We start from the raw sequence: 19,004 nt of genomic DNA, 5'->3' as shown, positions 1-19,004 counted from the left end.
AGCGAATAGTAAGAAGTTTTGTCGAATAATCTTTTTCTTTGCACATTCTTGTAAAATCCCCTATAAATCTACACATTTGACCGGTTATTTTACCCCTTATAAAAGCCTTTTGCTTTCGGCTTCTACTTTGTGGTGGACAACATATAGTATAGGGACAGCCATTTTTTGTACGGTTACATAACGGCCGTGACAACGTGCGGAATGCACTTCATGGGGGTTGACTGTATGTTTCAAGTATTTGAAAAAATTGTCCTTGGCATGGCCGCAATCAGGGTTCTGTCCGGGCTGTGCGAGGTAAGTGCCGCTATCCTGATGCTCCGTTTCAATTCTGTTGAAAAAGCCTTGCTGATCAATTCCACATTATCCATTATCGGTCCCTTTATTTTCTTCTCCACCATGTCGTTAGGGTTAGTCGGCATTACGGCCAAGATCAGCACGGCAAAATTGCTGTGGATTCTGGCCGGTCTTGGCCTCATTGTTTATGGAATACGAAAATAATAAAAAACGCCCGGTTCCCGTGAAAATGGAAGGCCGGGCATTTTTATCAGCGCTGAAGCAGTTCGCGGTGGATTTCCATAATGGTGTGCCCATACATAGCGAAATATGACAATACACCAGCCAGGGCAAGGTACAAAATAAGGACCACAATTTTTGTTTTCAGACTGGCCACATAATAATTTTTACGGCGGTCTACCTCTTTTTCCTGAGTTTCCGCTTCTTCCTTTACTGCCGAAAGATAGGCTTCCACCACTTTTTCGGGATGACCGCCTTCAGGGACACCACTCAGGTGATCTTCCCCGTACTGGAGCTCCTGCTCCGCAAGCAGCCGTTCCCTTTCCTTCATGACTTCATGCTTATACAGCATAAGGAAATACTTTTCCCGCTTTTCCAGCAGATTGATTTCCGTCAGCATGGCATGTTTTTTCAGCCGCTTCTTATCATGTACAAAAGGGACGGCAGAGCCCGAAGGCAGATTGCGGATGAGCCGTTCCCGTTCCACTCTTCCCTCATCGATAAAGGTATCCACGATATACGGGAAATTCGGAAGGTCACGATACTCGTCCATCTCCCGGACGAGCGAATGAATTTTCTCTTCTTCCTTCTGATGCAGCTCAAGCGACTGCTTGCTTTCCTGCAGTACATAATCCTCTCTCACCCTTCTCCACCATGTAGCAATCCCGAAAAGGAAGATGATAAAGATGATGGGATCAGGAGAAATAAACATATAGGGGATCATACAGATCAAACCCAGCAGCCAAAGCTTGGTGGACAGGACACCGACAATGCGCCCTCCATCAAGCGGTGATACCGGGAACAAATTGAACAGGTTAATAAATGCGCCCAAAAAGATGACCAAACCCCAGAAAGGCGAGCCTTGCGTTTCATACAGGTAAACCGCAGGAAGGAACGAAACCAGGCCAAACAACGGGCCGGCATAAGCGACAAATGCTTCATCCTTCGCGTTTTTCGGCATTTCCTTCATGCCGATCACCGCTCCCATAAACGGTATGAAAATCGCAGGAGAAGTCGCTATCCCCTTCCTTTTCATAGCGACCAGGTGACCCATCTCATGGACAAACAGCAAATAGACGAGCGCCACGGCGAATTTCCACCCGAAAAACATGGCATAGGCACCAACGGATACAAACATGGAAAGCAATGTTGCAAATTTCCCCAGCTTTAATAATCCAAAGACCCATTTTAATTTACTTAAAATAAATAATCCGATTCCGGCTAAAACCGTCCATGTCCTGGACTGGTTTTTCTTTTCAGCTCTTTCAGCCATCCAACATTCCTCCAATAACTTCAACGGAAAGAAAGTAAAAAACTGTCATTCATATAAAACCATACCATATATACGGATGAAAGAGAAAAAAGTTACAAATCACAAAGAAAAACTGCTGTAGGTTCGGCAGTTTACGCAGTTTTAGAGGAGGAACGGTCTCCCTTCGCCTCTAATTTTTCAGCTTGCTTTCTATAATAAGTAGCCACAAGCGCACCCGAGATGTTATGCCAGACACTGAATATCGCACTCGGCACGGCAGCAAGCGGAGAGAAATGAACACTTGCCAGTCCAGCCCCCAGCGCAGAGTTCTGCATGCCCACTTCGATAGAGATGGCTTTTTGTTTCGGCGGGCTCATCCTGAACAAGCGCGCTGCCCAGTATCCAAGCAGCAATCCAAGCATGTTATGAATAATAACCACCGCAAAAATGGCAAGACCCGTGGCGGCAATCTGTTCTTTGCTTCCGCCTACCACTGCCCCGACGATCGCCACAATACAGATAACCGAAACGAGCGGAAGGACCTTTACACCGGCTTCGACCTTTTTTCCAAGCAGCATCTTTACAATGATGCCAAGCACGATTGGAATGATGATCATTTGTGCGATCGATATGAAGAGTGCTCCCGGTGAAACAGGAAGCCACTTGCTTGCAAATAATAAAATCAATGATGGCGTCAAAACAGGTGCAAGCACGGTTGATACAGACGTTACAGCAACTGACAGCGCAGTATCTCCTTTGGCGAGGTAGGTCATGACATTGGAGGCGGTCCCCCCTGGACAGCACCCAACCAGAATAACACCAACTGCCACTTGCGGTGACAACGGCAGTAAGGTTGCCAGCCCGAATGCCAGCAGCGGCATAATGATAAATTGTGCTGCAACCCCGACGGCCACGTCCTTTGGCCGTTTGGCGACTTCTTTAAAGTCAGAGCCGGACAGGGTCAGCCCCATACCGAACATAATGATCCCCAGCAGCCACACGATATACTCTCCGATCCATGTAAACCCTTGAGGATAAATAAAAGCGGCCACTGCCATAAATAGCACCCAGACCGCAAAGGTATTGCCGACAAATGCACTGACTTTCTCTAACGCTTTCACACTTCTCACTCCTAAATTTTTGTATTCTTTGTATTATAACGTATATTCTGAATTTAACAACAATCATTTTTCCTTAAAAAGGGCAAAAGAAAAAGCAAAGAAACCTCTCCCCGGAGAATGGGTTCTTTGCTTTTTTATTGGATTCTCTTATTTTTAACAAAAAGGCTTCATTTTTAAAATTTGGTATTCTTTCAAAAGCTCTTCTAAAGTCAGTTCATGAAGATGCCCGTTTTCAGATTTATAAAAGCCCGCTTCAATCAATTTTGTAATTAGAATTTCCTTTTTCTGTTCCATTACAAAAATCCCCTTTCTTACAAATATGCTATTAACAGCATGCCCATTGGAATGATTACTGAAACCAGAATGGCCGTCGTTGTCATTCCCACACTTCCCATTGCCCCTTCTTCCTCTCCCCATTGAAAGGAGCGGTTCGCGCCAAGCGCCTGGGCGGAGATTCCCATCGCCAGCCCCCGTGCCGTTTTACTCCTGATGTTGCATCCGTCCAGCACATGAGGACCGACGATCAATGAAAAAAGGGCAGAAATCAACACAAAGAGAATGGTAAGCGGGGCTGTACCGCCAAGAGAGCCGGACACGGACAATGCTACTGGAAGTGTAGCTGTTTTCGGCAGCAGGGACGCCACTGCTTCACCTTTAAATCCCATCAGGAACGCAAATGCTACAGAAGAGACAGCACCCGCCATCCCGCCGCTAACGATGCCTACAGTAATTTTTTTTATGTTTTTCTTAATCAGCGGAAATTGCTTGTAAATAGGTATGGCCAGGGAAACGATTCCCGTCTGAAGCAATAGGGAAAATATTTTGCTTCCCTTTTCATAGGACTTCACGTCCATATGCAGGAACGGAAGTAAAAGAAAAAGAAGCAGCGTCACCGTATATAATGGGTTAAGCCAGGGTTTATGATTGGATTTCCGGTAGATTCGAAGGCCGAATAGATAGGTCGATGTTGTCGCAGCAATACTTAAAAGTGTGTTGCCAAACGTGATGCTCATTCGTTTCTCCTCCTTTTTCTCTTTTCATATAGTTCCACAGAGTAACCTGTTCCTAACAAAATGCACAAACTGCTTAAGGAAAGAACAAGAAGCACTTTCCATAGCTGGATATGAACCGCCCCCCAGTTTAAAAACAAGCCAACGACCGGCGGAATAAACAGCAAGGTCATATGTCGGAGATTAGAGTCCGCGGCACCCTCCACCCAGCTTAATTTCACCATTCCTGCCAGCAGACCTAGCAAAAGCAAAAACATCCCCAGCATACTTCCGGGTAACGGCAGGTGAAAAATGGATGACAGGATATTTCCGGCTGCCAGGGCGGTGAGGACGATCATAAACTGCCCGATGATGCGTAACAAACGGCATCTCCCCCTCGTCCGGATTGATTGAATTCAGTATACGAAAGCTTTTGTAAAAAATCTCTCAACCTGTAAGATAACCTTCCGCCCTTTTTTCAGGCTCCAAAACATATGTCAGAAAATCTAACATACTTCTTTTCATTCTATTCAGAAAGCTTTATAGTAATGGAAAGAACTTCGTGCCACCACTGATAAAGGAGTGATGTGGGTGTCTTATGAGAGTTCACCATATAAAGAGAAAAAAGTGATTTCCATCGGCACGGTTAAGGATTTAACAGGGTTATCGGTGAGGCAAATCCGGTATTACGAGGAGCGGAATCTAATCTTTCCCGCCCGTACGGAAAAAGGCACACGCAAGTATTCCTTTTCAGATGTGGAGATGCTGATGAGCATAGCAGACAAGAGAGAAGACGGGGTTCAGACGCATGAGATCAGGAAGGAGCTGAAAAAAGCACAAGAGCACATCCAAAAGGAAAAATTGCGGGATACGATGATTAGGGGGCAGTTGAACGCACATTTTAATATGATAAAAAGATAAAAAAACCAGTTTCTCAGAGTCTAGACCTGAGAAGCTGGTTTCTATTTTTCTGCCGTTTTTATAGCTGGATGAACTTTGTAACGGACAATGTGTGGAACCCATTCATTAATGCGCCCTGCACCAGCAGGGCGTTTCTTTGTGAAAAGAAGGTGATTGATAAGATAAGCAGAAGGGAATACAATGTAAGCGTTTCGAATTTTCATACTGATAAGGAGAGATGACGTTGGATAAACTCTTGCAGGATCCCAATCGATTTGTATCAGACATCGTTGATGGACTCGTTCGCTCCCATCCTGATTACTATGAAAAGGTAGAAGGTGTTAATGTCATTAAACGTAAAAACGGCACCCCTTCAGGCCAGGTGGGGCTCGTTTCGGGAGGAGGCAGCGGCCATGAACCCGCACATGCAGGCTATGTCGGTGAGGGTATGCTGAGTGCCGCCGTATGCGGAGAGGTCTTTACCTCGCCGACTCCCGATATGGTGCTTGAAGGAATCAAGGCAGCTGACGGCGGTGCAGGCGTTTTGTTGATTGTGAAAAATTATTCCGGCGATGTGATGAATTTTGACATGGCCAGAGAACTCGCTGAACTTGAAGGCATTCAGGTTGAAACGGTTATTATTAATGATGATATTGCTATTAAAAATAGAGAAGACCGGCGCGGCGTTGCCGGAACTGTTTTTGTTCATAAAATTGCCGGTGCAGCGGCAGCAGCGGGCAAATCGCTGCCAGAAGTAAAAAAGGCAGCAGAAAAAGCCATCAATCACGTCCGTTCCATCGGCATGGCCCTCTCCCCGTGTTACATGCCTGAAAGCGGCAAGCCTGGCTTTGAGCTTCACGAAAACGAAATGGAAATCGGAATCGGCATCCACGGGGAAAAGGGCATTGAGCGAAAAGCGGCCGCACCAGTGAGTGAGATTGTGACGGAGCTGCTCGACCGGCTGACTGCTGAAGTGGCTGACAAAAGAATTGCTCTGATGGTAAACGGAATGGGCGGCACTCCGGTCTCTGAGCTGTACCTCACCTACAAATATGTGAGTGAGCAATTGGAGCAGAAAGAATACACCATTGCCCGCAGCTACACAGGAAACTATATGACGTCTCTTGAGATGCACGGTTTTTCGATTACCCTGCTGGCTGTGGACGACGAATTGCTCGGGTACTTGGATGCCCCTTCAAAAACGATAGGATTTCCAGTGAGGAGTGAATAGGATGAAGCTGACAACGGAAGGTTTAAAAACCGCATTGCTGAAGACCGCGGACCAAATTGAAAAACAAAAAGACGAACTGACGGACCTTGACCGGGAGATTGGCGACGGTGACCACGGCATCAACATGTCACGGGGATTTACTGCCGTAAAAAAAGAACTGGAGGATAAAGATTCCTTCGCAGATCTTGGGGAGCTTTCAAAGCTTGTAGGCATGACCCTGATCAAAACCGTCGGAGGCGCATCCGGTCCCCTTTTCGGCACTGTTTTTGTCAAATTCGCGGGCAAGTGGAACGGCAAAAGCTTTGTCGAAGGCGATGAATTATACGACGGGTTTAAAGAGGCAACAGACGGTGTGGCGGCACGCGGAAAATCAAAAGCCGGCCAGAAAACGATGCTGGATGTGTGGGAACCTTTTACGAATGCGCTTAAGGGCGATGAGCCGCTTGAGACGGTGATTGAAAAAGCGCTGGCCGATACAAAGGAATTAAAAGCGGAAAAAGGACGAGCTTCGTATTTCGGCGATGCCTCCAAAGGACTTCAGGATCCCGGGGCGCTGTGCAGCTCCATTCTGCTCCGCCAAATTGCGGAGGTGCTGAATGGTTAATTTGATCCTTGTGTCACACAGTGAAAAATTAGCTGCTGGCTTGAAAGAGCTGCTTGCTGAGATGGCTGCGAATGTGGAGATCCATAATGCCGGCGGGCTTGACGGCGGAAAAATCGGAACCGACGTCTCCCGGATTGAAAAAGCATTCTCTTCAGTTACAGATGATGCCATCATTCTAACCGATATCGGCTCTGCCACCATGAACGCCGAGATGGCCCTCGAGCTCTATACCGGTGACCGGAACATCCAATTCAAGGATGTTCCACTTGTGGAAGGTGCCTTCCTTGCCGCTGTACAAAGCGGGCAGGGCCTGTCCGTGGAGCAGATCGTGCAAGCACTGGAAACAGAGTTTGCCAGATAGGATAGGAGAAACCCCGGGGTTAATAAGTTCCCGGGGCTTTACTAATTTTCATTATAAATAACGCCAATGAATTTCCCCGTCAGGATAGATAGCTGGCAGATCAATTCCTTTTTGGCAACCCTGATCGTTTATTACATACCAATTAGAAACATCTAACCATGCGCTATCGTATTTCTCCCCATCAAATTCATGTTGTTCATCAATCAGTGCATTCAGAAATCCTGTTGAATCTTTCCATGACTTCGCTATGATGGATTTCCCCAGCAAACCAAGTGGTGAAAAATTCAATTCGCTTTACATATCTAGTAACGTATCTCTAAGGGAAGATATCTTTTGAATTTCGTATTGGTAATTGCATTTGCCTTTAAAGGTTTTCTCCATTGCATGAAAAAAATCGGCGGCTCCACTTAGTAATATATCGATGAGATCTTTTTTGGGGAGAACTACTTTAGTCCTATAATCAGCTTCTAATACATAAAGTACTAAGTCCTTAGATATTGACTTAAGTTTAAGTTTAACTGGCTGATCTGGAAAATAGGTTTCACCCTCACCAGTGGAAATAAGACTCTCAGTTACATTTAGGATATATGCCCACAACTGGTCAACTAAATCCCAACAGTCAACATTAAGCAAAAACTCATCAAGATGTTTTAAAATAATTGCGCCATTAAGATAATCAAAATCTAAAGAGTTTCCAATGCTTAATAATTGTTTTTCATCCTTTACTTGGACGAAATACTCTTCAATGTTAGATTTTATAGTGTTAAGATCATTTATTTCTTTCTCTGGTCTATTTAATAGAGTATTGATATAAAACATATTTCCCACCTACTATTCAGGATAAAATTGGCCAACACGTCCCTTATTGAAACCAACTACATACTTGTATCCCATTATAACTTCCCTTTATTTGATAACTGGACGTTGCACCATTTTTAATCAAAATTTCTCGATTTTGATTCATAACAGATTCTATAGCATCTGCTACTTCATCAATAGACATATTTTTATTCAAGAATGACTGCTTTGCTTTCGTAGAACCGTCCCAAAACTCAGGATGATGTCGACTAAGAATATGTTTCATTCCACGTTTGTCTAATAAAAAGTTTTGATTTTCAAAGATAAAATTTTTGCCTTGAAAACTATTTAAAGCATTAACCAATTTACTTGATTCAGCCTTTGTAACACTTTTAGCAAAAAAGGTTACTAAATCGTTGGCTTTATACGACCCACCCATATGTAGCCCGATTCCAGCTCCAGGAATACCGGCTATTGCTTTTTGGGGACTAAACTTCGGAAAAATTGGAAGGTTCATAACACCTTTTAATGCGTTACGGAAGGCATTCTTCATCACATCAGGATGCAGTACCTTCATCATGCCGCGGAAGGCTTCGGTGGCCTTGTCCCCCATCTTTAGGACCTTCGCACCTTTGATGATGGCTTTGCCGCCCAATCCAGCCAGCTTGGCAGGCGGGAAAATAGTAAGCGCAGTCCAGCCGGCGGCCTGCAGCCTGTCCCAACCGTCCAGTTTTTCGCCGGTCACAGGGTCATATTCCGCAAAGATACGTACCACATCGTTTACTCCGACGAGCTCCATTCCCCATTCCTTAGCTTGATTGAACCATCCCTGATCGGCTTCGCGAAACTGCGCTTCCGTCCGTTTTACAACAGCCTGTGCGTTGTTCATCAGGGTCTGATAATGCTCAAGCTTTTGAACCAGGCTGTGGCAGAGCCCTCCAGCACTTGTACTGTCTACATCCCAGTAAGTCGCATGAAGAAGATTATAGTTCCATTTTAGCGAATCTTTTATATCGTCGCATTGATCTTCGAGCTTTTGAAGATCAGCAGCCAGGCCTTCCAGCTCATTGGGATTGACGCTGATTCGACTCATGAAGCTTCTCCTGCCTCTCCATCTCGTCGGCCTGTTCTCTCAGCCTGGCGGCTTCACGCCGCAGCGCATCTTTCAGCTGTTCTCCGAGGCTTGCCGAAGCAAAGTGGGTGCTTGCCGCTTCCGACATTATTTGCTGATAGGTTGCTTTGCTTTTGCTTTCCCAGCTCGATGCCCTGGTCAACACCCGGTTGCGGTCCCATCTCAGCTGATCCAATTTTTGCATGGACTCCTGAACTTTACCGTAATACCAGTCCAGCATCTCAGCCTGCATCCGGTACTTTTGCTTATCAAATATCATACGTTCACCGCCTGCTCAGTCTCTTGTGTTTCTATTGTAAGAAACAAAAAAGGATGGAGGTACTAGACTAAGTTACTAATAATTGTAATTATTCGGGATAATTGGACTAGAAACGACAAAAAAAGCGCCGATTCTCCTCACTGGACAATCGACACTTGGTGTTGCCGTTTTATACTTTTGCCATAAAAGCCTGATGGGCGCTTGAAGGATTTTCAAACCAGCGAGCTACATGATCCGCTTTCTCCTGATCCTGTGCCCCGCTAAGGAGCATCTGAATGACATGACCGGGAAGCGGCTGAGTCATCGCATTGGTCCATTCGGTTACTTCTTTAACAAAAGGTTGAATCCTATTCCAATATAAAACTCCCAGCTCCTCACCCCAACGGTCATTATGCTTGTGTTCGATCAGCAGGTCAGATAGCTGTTCCGCACAGTAGGACGACAAGTTGCACCCTTGGCCCGTTATCGGATCATTCAGCACCACACTGTCTCCGCATCCCAAAACGAGTTGATGATTCTGCATCACATAAGGCCTTCTCACCTCTGGCGTAATGGCGACCTGGAGAAAGCTGTTTTCATCACTTAACGCAAACTGTTCATCAACAATACGGCTGTGAATTTCCGGGAAGAACATCTCCACTGCTTCTCTCATTTTAATCGTAAAAGCTTCCGGTGATTTGATTCCTTTAAACATATCAAGCGGACCACCAGGGACAGCTGTGATAAACAGGATTGTGACCGGACCGTACTCTGTTTCAGCAGGAATCTCAAACATTTCCCCAAGCTCCGGAATCACCGTTACACTGACTCCGCATGGTGTCACAGGCTTTACCCCTTTAAAGTAGCCAACAATGCATTTTCGCTGCGGCTCCCGAAACGGAGTAAGATCGTTCTCAATCGGAAATGGAAAGAGCGGACCATTTTTTCCCGTACAATCCACTACAAGATCATATTCTTCACCAAGTGCCTCTCTCTCTTGATCTGTAATCTTTTTTTGCTGAAACGCAACACCCTTTTTCTCCAAATCCTCTGCATATGTTGAATAAGAGAGCCGCTGATCCACGGATAATGCCTGCCTTTCGAGCCTTCCTGCAAACAGCTTTTGGTCTCCGACGGTAATATGAATGCTCTCAATCATCCGTTCAGTCTTCCAATCCGGCATATGGAACCTTTTTTCCCGTTCACGCGCCGGTCCGAAATGGACTTGTGTGGACATGACTCTCCCGCTGCGCACTTGCTCCGGTGTGCGGTGAGAAATGATCGTAACATCGAAGTCTTCCAATAAAGCATAAGCCAGCTGTAAGCCAGTTGTACCGCTGCCAATAATACCAACCCGTTTTTTCAAAGGCTCCCACTCCTTCTGATTATTTTCCTTATGCCTAACTTCTTTTTAAAAGCAAGAGTTCCTCTTCATTCTGAAAAAACAGGAGAATAGAACAGCATTCGCCAATCTATTTCCTAGGAAATATGGCATATTCCTTCCTTTTTCCTGCTGCTTCCTCATTTGTTGACAAAAGACTGCCAGATGTACCATAAATTATATGTATAATAGGAAAAATCAGTTATTCAATGTGCTATGATGAAATGGATGATGAGGGATTGAGGTGGATTATGATTAGAGGAGAGAAGATCAAATATTTCAGGGAAAAAAATAAATTGACCCAAAAACAGCTCACTTCGGGGATTTGTTCTGTTCCCTACCTGAGTAAAGTGGAGAACAACAGCATTGTTCCTTCCAAAGAAATACTGGGATTACTGTGCAAAAAACTTAACATCGAATATGACGAACTGCTGCAGTCTTCCTCCACCGATGAAATAAAAAAATTAATCTACACGTGGTATGACGACATAAAAGCAAGAAAGCGGTCGGCCACAAAAGACCATTACATCAGCATCGAAAAGAAAATGAAAGGCATTAAAGATATTGAGCTGCTGTCAATGTTCCACCTGTGTGCCACCCGGCATTTTCTTCTGCTTCGCGAATTTGACAGTGCGGAAGAGCACCTGGCTCATACAGAAAAATACATTGAATACACGCCGAAAGAAACAGAAGCCTATTACTTTTACTTTTCGGGGCTATATGAATATCTGAAAGGGCATTTCCAAAAGGCGCTCGAGCTCTATCTGAAGGCCAAGGATTATGTCAATGAACCAGAGTACCATTATCAGCTCGCCTTGATCTACAGCCGTCTGGGCAAAATCACCCTTTCCATCTTTCATTCCGAAAGGGCGATGGAGGAATTTCATAAAAACATTCAATTCAAGAAGGTTATTGACTGCTATATTCTTCTCGGAATTAATTATAACCGGATCAATGAACACTCCACTGCCATTACATACTTTGAAAAAGCGCGTAAAGGCATCGAATCCTTGCCGGATATCGGGCATTTACGAATACATATCTATCACAATATGGGAATTGTATACCATAAAATGAAGAAGCCCTGGGAAGCTATTGATTATTTCTTAAAATCACTGAATGAACGCGATGACCTTCAGGGCGGAGAACTGACCATCTATCTTCTCGCCAGCAATCTCTTCCAGCTCAATGAAAATGAAGATGCCGGACGTTGGATCACCAAAGGCCTTGAGCTGTTAAAGGGAGAACTGAACGAAACATACTGTCTGCTGAAGATTCTTCAATTTCAGGTTTCAAAGCGCCGGAATGATGAAGACTACAAAATATTTTTAGAAGAAATCGCCCTGCCGATCTTTCAGAAAAAAGACGAGTTTATGTATATCCGCATGTGCTATGAACAGCTTGGCGACTACTATTACAGAAAAAAACAATATAAACGCTCGAGTGAATGTTACTGCTCTGCGAACCAGGTGGAAAGCTCATTCATTTAGAGGAGGCAATATGAAGCTATCTCAATTCAAAAAAACCATTGCGACACTGTTCCCTGCTGAATTACTTGCTGTTCATGATGACTTTGGATGGGTGAGCGAAAAAAAGGACGACGTTCATCGACTCGGTTATTGTACCAATCTCTCACTTGAAGCTATTGAATCTGCGGCCAAGCAAAACGTGGACCTGCTGCTCACCCATCATGATGCCTGGGATTTCCTTTACGGACTGCGTGAGGCTTGCATCGAGAAGTTGAATCTTTACGAAATGAACCATTTCTACATCCACGGTCCGCTCGATTACGCGGAATTTGGCACATGCACTTCACTGATGAATGCACTAGGCATCGATACGATGATTCAGCCTGCTGCCTATGATGAAGGAGACGTTCCCGGGATCGGCGAATTCTCTGCTCCTGTGCCGTTTGAGTCTCTCGTCAGTAAAGCTTCATCCGCTTTGGGCGAACCGGTCAGGGCCTGGAAGCATCATGGCCGTCCTGTCAAACGGATCGGAATCGTGACAGGTGCCGGACATTCATCGGATAGTATTAAGAGAGCACTGGATGCTGGCTGTGACACGTATATAACCGGTGAAGCCACGCTGTACACTGTTCAATATGCACAGTTCACGGGGATCAATTTGATAGCGGGCTCACATACCTTTACCGAACTCTTTGGTGTAGAAAGCCTCGCAAATAGGATAAAAGAAGAGCACGCGGAAGTTGAGCTTGTAAAAATTGAAGAGTCTCATTTTGAAGCAAGCGGATGGGCCCGCTGATGCCGGATTATAAAAAGGACAGTTCCTGACACGGAACTGTCCTTCTCCTTATTTCCAGGCACCAAACCATATGCCCCATTTTCGCTGAAGCTGTTCTTTCAGGGTTGGGGATTCAATTCCCTTCTGCTTTTTGAACTCATGATAGCCAGCAAATCCGATGAGCAAAATTCCCGCGATAAGCAGGTACACCCACCATGGCATATTGCCCCAGTAAGGCCGGGTTTGCACGAAGACATTAACAATGAGCACGATCAGACCGCTGAAGAAATAGCTTTTCTGCCTGGATACAAAGCCATACAGAATGCTGAGCACAGCGAGAGAACCCAAAATGACGGCATCAGCAATTTTGTAGCTGAACATGGCATCCAATATCAAGATGATGGAAATCAGGCCAATTAGGCTGTATTGCACGATCATCACTGCCTTTTCGTTCAGGTTCCATGTTTTGCAGGTGATGAAGTAGCTTAATAGAATCCATGGAAGCACATAAAGTTCGGTGACAATCACGCCTGGTACATGGAACATATCGATAATGGTGTAGTAGGTTAGCAGTCCGACAGCCATTGAGACGGTTTGAAGGCTCTTTTGAACAACCGGAACCGCAGCAATCCGCATGGAATGATGGTACAGCAGCACCGCAACCAGGAACAGTCCGCCAATAAACACCCATTCTACCGCCTGCAGGCAGCCGGTCCACACATAGATCAATCCTGCAATTCCATACAAATCTACCTTTTCTCCATTTTCAGGATGATAGAGTTTTTCATAAATGAACATTCCGACAGCCGTAAACAGCATGCCGATCGCATACCAGACGAGCGCACTTAATTGTGCGGATAGGCTGTAGAGGTCAATCATGTTGGCCATCATCAGCCAAAAAAAGATGAGCGGGAACGCAACTGCAATTCTCCAATTTCCTTTAAGAGATTGGAAGAAAGCCATGAATATGAGGACCACGCCTACATAAAACCAAAGAGGCAGCACCTCTCCCGCATAATAGGAATCCGCAAGATACTCGGCCATGACGAGAATGGAAAACGGAACGATATACCATCTGAGCCGCTCCTTCCAGATGGCCGAAACGACAAAATAAGCAGCCAGCAGCACCAAACTGTACAGCAAGCGAATCTCATTGGGGAACCATTCGTTCACGGTAAAACCGAATGCCATGGACAACACTGTGAGACCTGCATACAAACTGTATTTAAGTTCTGCTTCATGGACAGAACGCCAGACATAGAGCCCGTAAAGAACAGTAAGAAGGAAATACGGCAACGTTTCCCCTGAAGTGATAAAGGTATAAAACACTGCATACAGAAGGGCAGCCTGGCTTACAACCAGAGCCGGAAGATGACTTTGGCGGTCCACCCGTTTCAATGCCTCCCCCGAAACAAACAGCAGCGCTGACAAGATGATGAGGGTGAGCCGTTCATTCACGGGTTCTGCAATTAAGTGAAGGAACGAATAAAAAACAAAGAACAACCCCACCTGTGCGATTCCAAATCCAATGTACTGTTTAAAATAGCGGGTGCCGACAAATACCATTAACGCAAACAGCACGCTGCATAAAAACCGGATCCAATAAGCTTCCGTACTGAACGAAGCCAGGAAGCTCACAAAGGAAGTGAAGATAGCACCCACGAGAGCATATTGCCCCAGAATTCTGCTGTTTTTTCTCCAATAATAAAGAGCAGCCAGAAGGATGGTTCCAATTCCGATTGACAGTGCCCTGTCCGGATCTGAAATCATGGCCATACCCGCTGAAAATCCTGTGAAAAACCCAAAAACAGAAACACCTGCACCCGCAATCTTTTGAGCGATCTCTTTTTCGAGCTTATAATGACGGGCAGAAATACCTGTCAGAACAACAGAGAGCAATGCTGTCTCCCAATATTCCGGAATCAAAAGAGTGAAACCAAAACCGATCAACAGGAACGCGCCTCCGACATACAAGCCAGAACGCAGGAGAGGCTTTATCCATTGACCTGCCAAATAGGTTACCAACCCTGAAATTCCAATCGCCAGTGCCCAATACTTCATGCTTTTTGAGCTTGCGAGATGATAAACTTCTGATGAAGCAATGAATATATAAAAGGACGCCAGGTATGGAAACAGACGAAATGCCGTATTATGGCTTAAATAAATGAAGTTTCCGGCAACCACAAGGTAACCAAGCAGCATCCATACGCTTCCTTCTCCCCCGGAGAGCATTAATCCTTTGCCAGTCACCAGTAAAAAGGCTATGACCGATACGGCTGCGTTGGCCGCCTGATAGTACTTTTTCAAATTCTCTTTTGAAAAACGGTCAACACCAAGCAAAACTACCGGCACCAGGGGAATCAGTACAAGCGTCAAACCGGCACCTGCCGCCTGTTCAATAAGCTGGTACAATCCGTAGGAGATAAACGCCATAAAGAACAATTCATACTCGGCCCGCTTATTGACTATCCTCATGGCCAGATACAGAATAGCAGTTAAAATTAAATTAAAGCTCTGGGAAAGCGGCTGGTCAAAGGAAACAATAATAAGAACGGAAGATAAAATAAGGTTGGCCTGAATAAAGACCGGAAGTACCTTTTGGCTGGTTTCTTTCCTGTCCCGCTTTTTCCGCACATGATACCAATAGATATAGCCTGCGTTTCCGAGCGCATACAAAAAATAAAACACATTTTTCTCTGCACCTAGTGCGAGCAAAATAAAGCCGTAGCCAATGGCTGAGGCAATAAGCGTAAACCACGCAAACAGTTTTGATCCGAAGGACTTGGTGAATTTCCAGTAAATCGGCAGACATACCAGGCTCGTAATGGCGCCCAGTACATACTTTCCTCCTCCCGAGAAACTCAGCCAGCTGCCAAAAAGTTTGAAGAACCCTGCGGACAGTATAGTAATCGGCAAAAAGAGCGCAAACAGCACAAAAAAAGCAAATGCCGTTTTCTTAATGTGCAGCACCTGTTGAGAAAGAACACCCAATCCGCCAAACAAAGCCGCAATTCCGCCAACCATCATGGTTTTGGCCAACGGCGAGAAAACATCCCATTGGCTGGTTGCCAGCGTAAGGCCGCCAACAAGCAACAGAATGACCCCGGCTGCCATAAGCAGCGTGAGATTCCTTTCACGTTTTTGTTCAGCACTCAGCGCAGGCTTGGGCGGAACTGCTGGAACCGGTCTTGGTTTTGGCAAGGCTTGAGCCGCCGGCGCAGTACTCGTGAGAATCGGCTGCTGAACCGGCTGGTCCAAATGATTTTGGAGTTCAACCTGAGGCTCCCGTTCCTCCTTCAACGAGAAAGATGGTTCTTTTCCTTCAGCGGCCCTCCGCTGATCTTTTTCATATCTGTTGATCCCTTCAACGACCCTTAAATAATCGTCATACTTTAAATAGCCCTTTTCTTTTAGCTCGAATAAGTCCTTGATGATTTCTGGACCCTTCATGTCACACCTCGCTTTGCCTCATCTCCGGCAGATGAATCCTTATTCATTTTATGTATCATCCACATTATACATCACTTTTGGAAAATAAATGGTTGGAAATTCAGGGGGAACTGATAGAAAATTAAAAAGCCTTAGAGACACTATTCCCTAAGACTGCCGTTACTAAATAAACCATCCTCTATTTCTTACTGCGACTCATCCAGCTTTTCCTTCCTCTCCAGTTCGTTCACAAATTGCCTTAGACGATTCGCTTCCCGCTTCAGTGCCTCTTTTAGCTGTTCTCCCGTACCCGCTGCTGAATAATGGGTGCTTGCTGCTTCCGACATGATCTGCTGGTAGGTATTCTTGCTTTTGCTCTCCCAGCTTCCGGCCTTTGAAAGAACATGCGCACGCTCTCTTCCCACCTGATCCAATTGGTTCATAGATTCTGAGACTTTGCCTGAATACCAGTCGAGCATCTCTGCCTGCATCTTATACTTTTGTTTATCAAACAACATCCGTTTCACCGCCTGCCTTTTCTCTCCCTTCTCATTGTAAAGAAGAGGTAATGCCTTATGAACTAGCCATTTTTACTAATAAATAGCATCTTTTAGATATTTTTACCTGTTGCGCATGACATTTCTCCCATTCCCGCTGGATTGGCAGTATAATCCTTGAATGTAAAAAACCAATTGGACTATAGTTAATCATAGGAAATATTCCCCTGTACTTCGGCAGGATTTAACAAATACTTTTGTTGAAAATAGTAGAAACGGTTTGTTTCCTTACTCTCCAAAAAGAACTAAACTATTATGGGAGATTAAAAGACTTGCGTAATGTGAAGGGAGAACGACAATGTTGATCACCAACAGCAGTCCTCGCGCTGAAGAAGCATTTACATATAATCGAAACAACCTTTTTTTGGTTAGGGGGGAATTTCATGCCTGAACCCACCCAGAAGAATAAAAGGTACATGCCCGGAATAGACGGGCTAAGAGCACTGGCGGTGCTGGCAGTTATCGCCTACCACTTGAACCTCGGCTGGACACCCGGCGGTTTGCTTGGTGTGGGCATCTTTTTTGTTTTATCCGGCTACCTGATCACAGACATCATTGCAACGGAGTACCTCAGGACCGGAAAAATAGATTTCAGGAAATTTTGGATCAGAAGAGCGAGAAGGCTGCTGCCGGCTCTGCTGTCCATGCTGTTCGTTGTCATCTTGTGGATCCTGCTGTTTGAGCATTCCTTTCTACTGGACCTCTGGGGTAATTTGCTTTCTGTTCTTTTATACTTCAGCAACTGGTGGCTTATTTTTCATAAAGTTTCCTATTTTGCTCAATTCGGTCCGCCGTCCCCGCTAAACCATCTTTGGTCTCTGGCGGTAGAAGAGCAGTTCTACTTACTGTGGCCTCTCCTGCTGCTGGCGGGCTTGCGGTTCATTGGAAAACGGAACATTCTCCTTCGGTTCATTCTTGGAGCTGCTGCTCTTTCGGCCATTTTAATGGCGCTTCTTTATACACCGGGACAGGATCCGAGCCGTGTGTATTACGGAACGGACACGAGAGCTTTTTCCTTGCTCATCGGTGCTGCACTGGCACTTGTATGGCCGAGCAGAAAGCTTTCCATCCATCTGCCAAGAGAACCAAGGATTGCACTGGATATTGCCGGGACGACCGGCCTTGTTGGGATTCTGCTGCTCATTGTGCTGACCAGCCAGTTTGATTCCTTTTTGTACCGCGGTGGAATGGTGCTGCTGTCTGTTTGTACGGCGCTACTTGTTGCTGCACTTGCCCACCCTGCAAGCAAACTCGGCTCTATTATGGGATGGAAGCCGCTTCGCTGGATCGGTGTACGGTCGTACGGCATTTACTTATGGCACTTTCCAGTCATCGTGCTTACCCATCCGTCACAGACAACTGGGGACGCCTCATGGCTTGGATGGATGCAATTTGCGTTAATCATAATTCTGGCGTCGCTTTCCTGGCATTTTATCGAAGAGCCTGTACGCCAAGGTGCTTTTAAAACTTGGAAGGAAAAGCTGGCACTTCCTGCAGTTTCTTGGAAACGCACGACGCTGCTGCAGAAATCCATTCTTGGGTGTTCCGCTGCTGCTATTTTAATTATCTTGTTTACCGTCGTGATTCCAGGCTTTCAAAAGCTTGAAGCCGGACAGGAAAAGAAAGCTGAGCATGCATATGTTCATCCTCAGCCTGAAAAAACTGAAAAACCGAAGGATCAGCAAAAGGATAACGCTAAGCCAAAAGCTCCACCAAAAAAGGACCCTAAACCCGCTGCGAAACCAGAAGACCATCGGATTACGGTTATCGGTGACTCCGTCATGGTGAATGTGGCTCCGTATCTGAAGAAAAAATTCCCGGATGCAACAGTGGATGCAAAAATAGGAAGACAGCTGACAGATGCACCGAAAGTCATTGATCAGATGAAATCCAAGGGAAGTCTCGGAGATACTATCGTGATTGGGCTCGGAACCAATGGCCCCTTCTCCAAACAGCAGCTGATCAGTGTACTTAATGAAGCTGGCAAAGATAAAAATATCGTTCTTATTAACAGCAAGGTGCCCCGTCCCTGGGAAAAAGAAGTCAATCAAACCATTCAGGAAGTGGCTGCCCATCATCCGCACACCAAGCTTGTCAATTGGAACCAGGCAAGCAATGGTCAATCATCCTACTTTTATGAAGATGGGGTGCACCTTAAACCGAAAGGGGCTCTCGCCTATGCAAGATTGGTGGAGCGTGCATTAAATTAAGGTTTCAATATTTAACAGCTGTGGAAAAAACTATATATAGGAGG

The 19,004-nt window shown here is 45.5% G+C and carries 20 protein-coding genes; 8 read left to right on the top strand and 12 right to left on the bottom strand.

What is annotated here, in order from left to right:
- The first annotated feature begins 225 nt into the window (after positions 1-225).
- Entirely contained in the window at positions 226-498 is a 273-nt protein-coding gene (locus tag QYB97_RS16780) for a YqhV family protein (RefSeq protein ID WP_301167171.1), read from the top strand.
- A 46-nt stretch (positions 499-544) separates the two neighbouring features.
- Here the strand turns inward: QYB97_RS16780 and QYB97_RS16775 are convergent, their stop codons facing one another.
- The 5 genes from QYB97_RS16775 to QYB97_RS16755 form a co-directional block, all read right to left on the bottom strand.
- Positions 545-1,786: a site-2 protease family protein gene (locus QYB97_RS16775; protein WP_301167170.1), complete on the bottom strand. Its 1,242-nt coding sequence runs from the start codon at positions 1,784-1,786 to the stop codon at positions 545-547.
- Positions 1,787-1,917: 131 nt separating this feature from the next.
- A complete protein-coding gene (locus QYB97_RS16770; RefSeq protein ID WP_301167169.1) occupies positions 1,918-2,886 on the bottom strand; it encodes a bile acid:sodium symporter family protein in 969 nt (322 codons plus the stop codon).
- 153 nt (positions 2,887-3,039) lie between these two features.
- A complete protein-coding gene (gene fbpA, locus QYB97_RS16765; protein WP_301167168.1) occupies positions 3,040-3,180 on the bottom strand; it encodes a Fur-regulated basic protein FbpA in 141 nt (46 codons plus the stop codon).
- Between the two features lie 17 nt (positions 3,181-3,197).
- The gene (locus QYB97_RS16760; RefSeq protein ID WP_301167167.1) at positions 3,198-3,899 is read right to left on the bottom strand and encodes an LrgB family protein; all 702 of its coding nucleotides are present in this window, start codon (positions 3,897-3,899) and stop codon (positions 3,198-3,200) included.
- Positions 3,896-4,258, bottom strand: a complete 363-nt coding sequence (locus tag QYB97_RS16755) for a CidA/LrgA family protein (protein WP_301167166.1) — start codon at positions 4,256-4,258, stop codon at positions 3,896-3,898. Before QYB97_RS16755 ends, QYB97_RS16760 begins: the two co-directional genes overlap by 4 nt.
- A gap of 208 nt (positions 4,259-4,466) precedes the next feature.
- On the opposite strand from QYB97_RS16755, the gene QYB97_RS16750 reads away from it, so the two are divergent.
- The 4 genes from QYB97_RS16750 (at position 4,467) to dhaM (ending at position 6,971) form a co-directional block, all read left to right on the top strand.
- On the top strand, positions 4,467-4,796 hold the full coding sequence (locus tag QYB97_RS16750; protein ID WP_301167165.1) for a MerR family transcriptional regulator: 330 nt from the start codon (positions 4,467-4,469) through the stop codon (positions 4,794-4,796).
- A 223-nt stretch (positions 4,797-5,019) separates the two neighbouring features.
- Positions 5,020-6,006 carry a dihydroxyacetone kinase subunit DhaK gene (gene dhaK / locus QYB97_RS16745; RefSeq protein WP_301167164.1) on the top strand — a complete coding sequence of 329 codons (987 nt, stop codon included), beginning with the start codon at positions 5,020-5,022 and terminating at the stop codon, positions 6,004-6,006.
- A 1-nt stretch (position 6,007) separates the two neighbouring features.
- On the top strand, positions 6,008-6,610 hold the full coding sequence (gene dhaL, locus QYB97_RS16740) for a dihydroxyacetone kinase subunit DhaL (protein WP_301167163.1): 603 nt from the start codon (positions 6,008-6,010) through the stop codon (positions 6,608-6,610).
- The gene (gene dhaM, locus QYB97_RS16735) at positions 6,603-6,971 is read left to right on the top strand and encodes a dihydroxyacetone kinase phosphoryl donor subunit DhaM (protein WP_301167162.1); all 369 of its coding nucleotides are present in this window, start codon (positions 6,603-6,605) and stop codon (positions 6,969-6,971) included. Before dhaL ends, dhaM begins: the two co-directional genes overlap by 8 nt.
- Positions 6,972-7,022: 51 nt before the next feature.
- Here dhaM and QYB97_RS16730 read toward each other — a convergent pair whose 3' ends face one another.
- The 5 genes from QYB97_RS16730 to QYB97_RS16710 all read right to left on the bottom strand — a co-directional run bounded on the left by QYB97_RS16730 (position 7,023) and on the right by QYB97_RS16710 (position 10,505).
- Positions 7,023-7,259 (bottom strand): hypothetical protein, encoded by a 237-nt coding sequence (locus QYB97_RS16730; RefSeq protein ID WP_301167161.1) that lies wholly within the window; start codon positions 7,257-7,259, stop codon positions 7,023-7,025.
- Between the two features lie 6 nt (positions 7,260-7,265).
- A complete protein-coding gene (locus QYB97_RS16725) occupies positions 7,266-7,790 on the bottom strand; it encodes a hypothetical protein (protein ID WP_301167160.1) in 525 nt (174 codons plus the stop codon).
- A 43-nt stretch (positions 7,791-7,833) separates the two neighbouring features.
- The gene (locus QYB97_RS16720) at positions 7,834-8,862 is read right to left on the bottom strand and encodes a pre-toxin TG domain-containing protein (protein ID WP_301167159.1); all 1,029 of its coding nucleotides are present in this window, start codon (positions 8,860-8,862) and stop codon (positions 7,834-7,836) included.
- The gene (locus QYB97_RS16715; RefSeq protein WP_301167158.1) at positions 8,834-9,160 is read right to left on the bottom strand and encodes a hypothetical protein; all 327 of its coding nucleotides are present in this window, start codon (positions 9,158-9,160) and stop codon (positions 8,834-8,836) included. Before QYB97_RS16715 ends, QYB97_RS16720 begins: the two co-directional genes overlap by 29 nt.
- A gap of 169 nt (positions 9,161-9,329) precedes the next feature.
- Entirely contained in the window at positions 9,330-10,505 is a 1,176-nt protein-coding gene (locus QYB97_RS16710) for a styrene monooxygenase/indole monooxygenase family protein (RefSeq protein WP_301167157.1), read from the bottom strand.
- Between the two features lie 266 nt (positions 10,506-10,771).
- On the opposite strand from QYB97_RS16710, the gene QYB97_RS16705 reads away from it, so the two are divergent.
- Together QYB97_RS16705 and QYB97_RS16700 are read left to right on the top strand one after the other, a co-directional pair.
- Positions 10,772-12,010 (top strand): tetratricopeptide repeat protein, encoded by a 1,239-nt coding sequence (locus QYB97_RS16705; protein ID WP_301167156.1) that lies wholly within the window; start codon positions 10,772-10,774, stop codon positions 12,008-12,010.
- Between the two features lie 10 nt (positions 12,011-12,020).
- Entirely contained in the window at positions 12,021-12,785 is a 765-nt protein-coding gene (locus tag QYB97_RS16700) for a Nif3-like dinuclear metal center hexameric protein (RefSeq protein ID WP_301167155.1), read from the top strand.
- A 48-nt stretch (positions 12,786-12,833) separates the two neighbouring features.
- Here the strand turns inward: QYB97_RS16700 and QYB97_RS16695 are convergent, their stop codons facing one another.
- Positions 12,834-16,214 (bottom strand): hypothetical protein, encoded by a 3,381-nt coding sequence (locus QYB97_RS16695; protein ID WP_301167154.1) that lies wholly within the window; start codon positions 16,212-16,214, stop codon positions 12,834-12,836.
- Positions 16,215-16,399: 185 nt separating this feature from the next.
- Positions 16,400-16,711, bottom strand: a complete 312-nt coding sequence (locus QYB97_RS16690; RefSeq protein ID WP_301167153.1) for a hypothetical protein — start codon at positions 16,709-16,711, stop codon at positions 16,400-16,402.
- A 422-nt stretch (positions 16,712-17,133) separates the two neighbouring features.
- Here QYB97_RS16690 and QYB97_RS16685 point away from each other — a divergent pair, with 422 nt between their 5' ends.
- Positions 17,134-18,960 carry an acyltransferase family protein gene (locus QYB97_RS16685; protein WP_301167152.1) on the top strand — a complete coding sequence of 609 codons (1,827 nt, stop codon included), beginning with the start codon at positions 17,134-17,136 and terminating at the stop codon, positions 18,958-18,960.
- The last annotated feature ends 44 nt before the right edge of the window (positions 18,961-19,004 follow it).

The sequence above is a fragment of the Fictibacillus fluitans genome, from assembly GCF_030418125.1.
Taxonomy (GTDB): domain Bacteria; phylum Bacillota; class Bacilli; order Bacillales; family Fictibacillaceae; genus Fictibacillus_C; species Fictibacillus_C fluitans.
Note: the sequence above shows the minus strand (reverse complement) of the source record. Positions and strands in the feature narration are given on the sequence as shown.

Coding starts and splice junctions, on each gene's coding strand:
- QYB97_RS16700 (WP_301167155.1), top strand. CDS start 12,021: ATGAAGCTATCTCAATTCAAAAAAACCATTGCGACACTGTTCCCTGCT.
- fbpA (WP_301167168.1), bottom strand. CDS start 3,180: ATGGAACAGAAAAAGGAAATTCTAATTACAAAATTGATTGAAGCGGGC.
- QYB97_RS16695 (WP_301167154.1), bottom strand. CDS start 16,214: ATGAAGGGTCCAGAAATCATCAAGGACTTATTCGAGCTAAAAGAAAAG.
- dhaM (WP_301167162.1), top strand. CDS start 6,603: ATGGTTAATTTGATCCTTGTGTCACACAGTGAAAAATTAGCTGCTGGC.
- QYB97_RS16690 (WP_301167153.1), bottom strand. CDS start 16,711: ATGTTGTTTGATAAACAAAAGTATAAGATGCAGGCAGAGATGCTCGAC.
- QYB97_RS16725 (WP_301167160.1), bottom strand. CDS start 7,790: ATGTTTTATATCAATACTCTATTAAATAGACCAGAGAAAGAAATAAAT.
- QYB97_RS16685 (WP_301167152.1), top strand. CDS start 17,134: ATGCCTGAACCCACCCAGAAGAATAAAAGGTACATGCCCGGAATAGAC.
- QYB97_RS16720 (WP_301167159.1), bottom strand. CDS start 8,862: ATGAGTCGAATCAGCGTCAATCCCAATGAGCTGGAAGGCCTGGCTGCT.
- QYB97_RS16780 (WP_301167171.1), top strand. CDS start 226: ATGTTTCAAGTATTTGAAAAAATTGTCCTTGGCATGGCCGCAATCAGG.
- QYB97_RS16760 (WP_301167167.1), bottom strand. CDS start 3,899: ATGAGCATCACGTTTGGCAACACACTTTTAAGTATTGCTGCGACAACA.
- QYB97_RS16775 (WP_301167170.1), bottom strand. CDS start 1,786: ATGGCTGAAAGAGCTGAAAAGAAAAACCAGTCCAGGACATGGACGGTT.
- QYB97_RS16715 (WP_301167158.1), bottom strand. CDS start 9,160: ATGATATTTGATAAGCAAAAGTACCGGATGCAGGCTGAGATGCTGGAC.
- dhaL (WP_301167163.1), top strand. CDS start 6,008: ATGAAGCTGACAACGGAAGGTTTAAAAACCGCATTGCTGAAGACCGCG.
- QYB97_RS16705 (WP_301167156.1), top strand. CDS start 10,772: ATGATTAGAGGAGAGAAGATCAAATATTTCAGGGAAAAAAATAAATTG.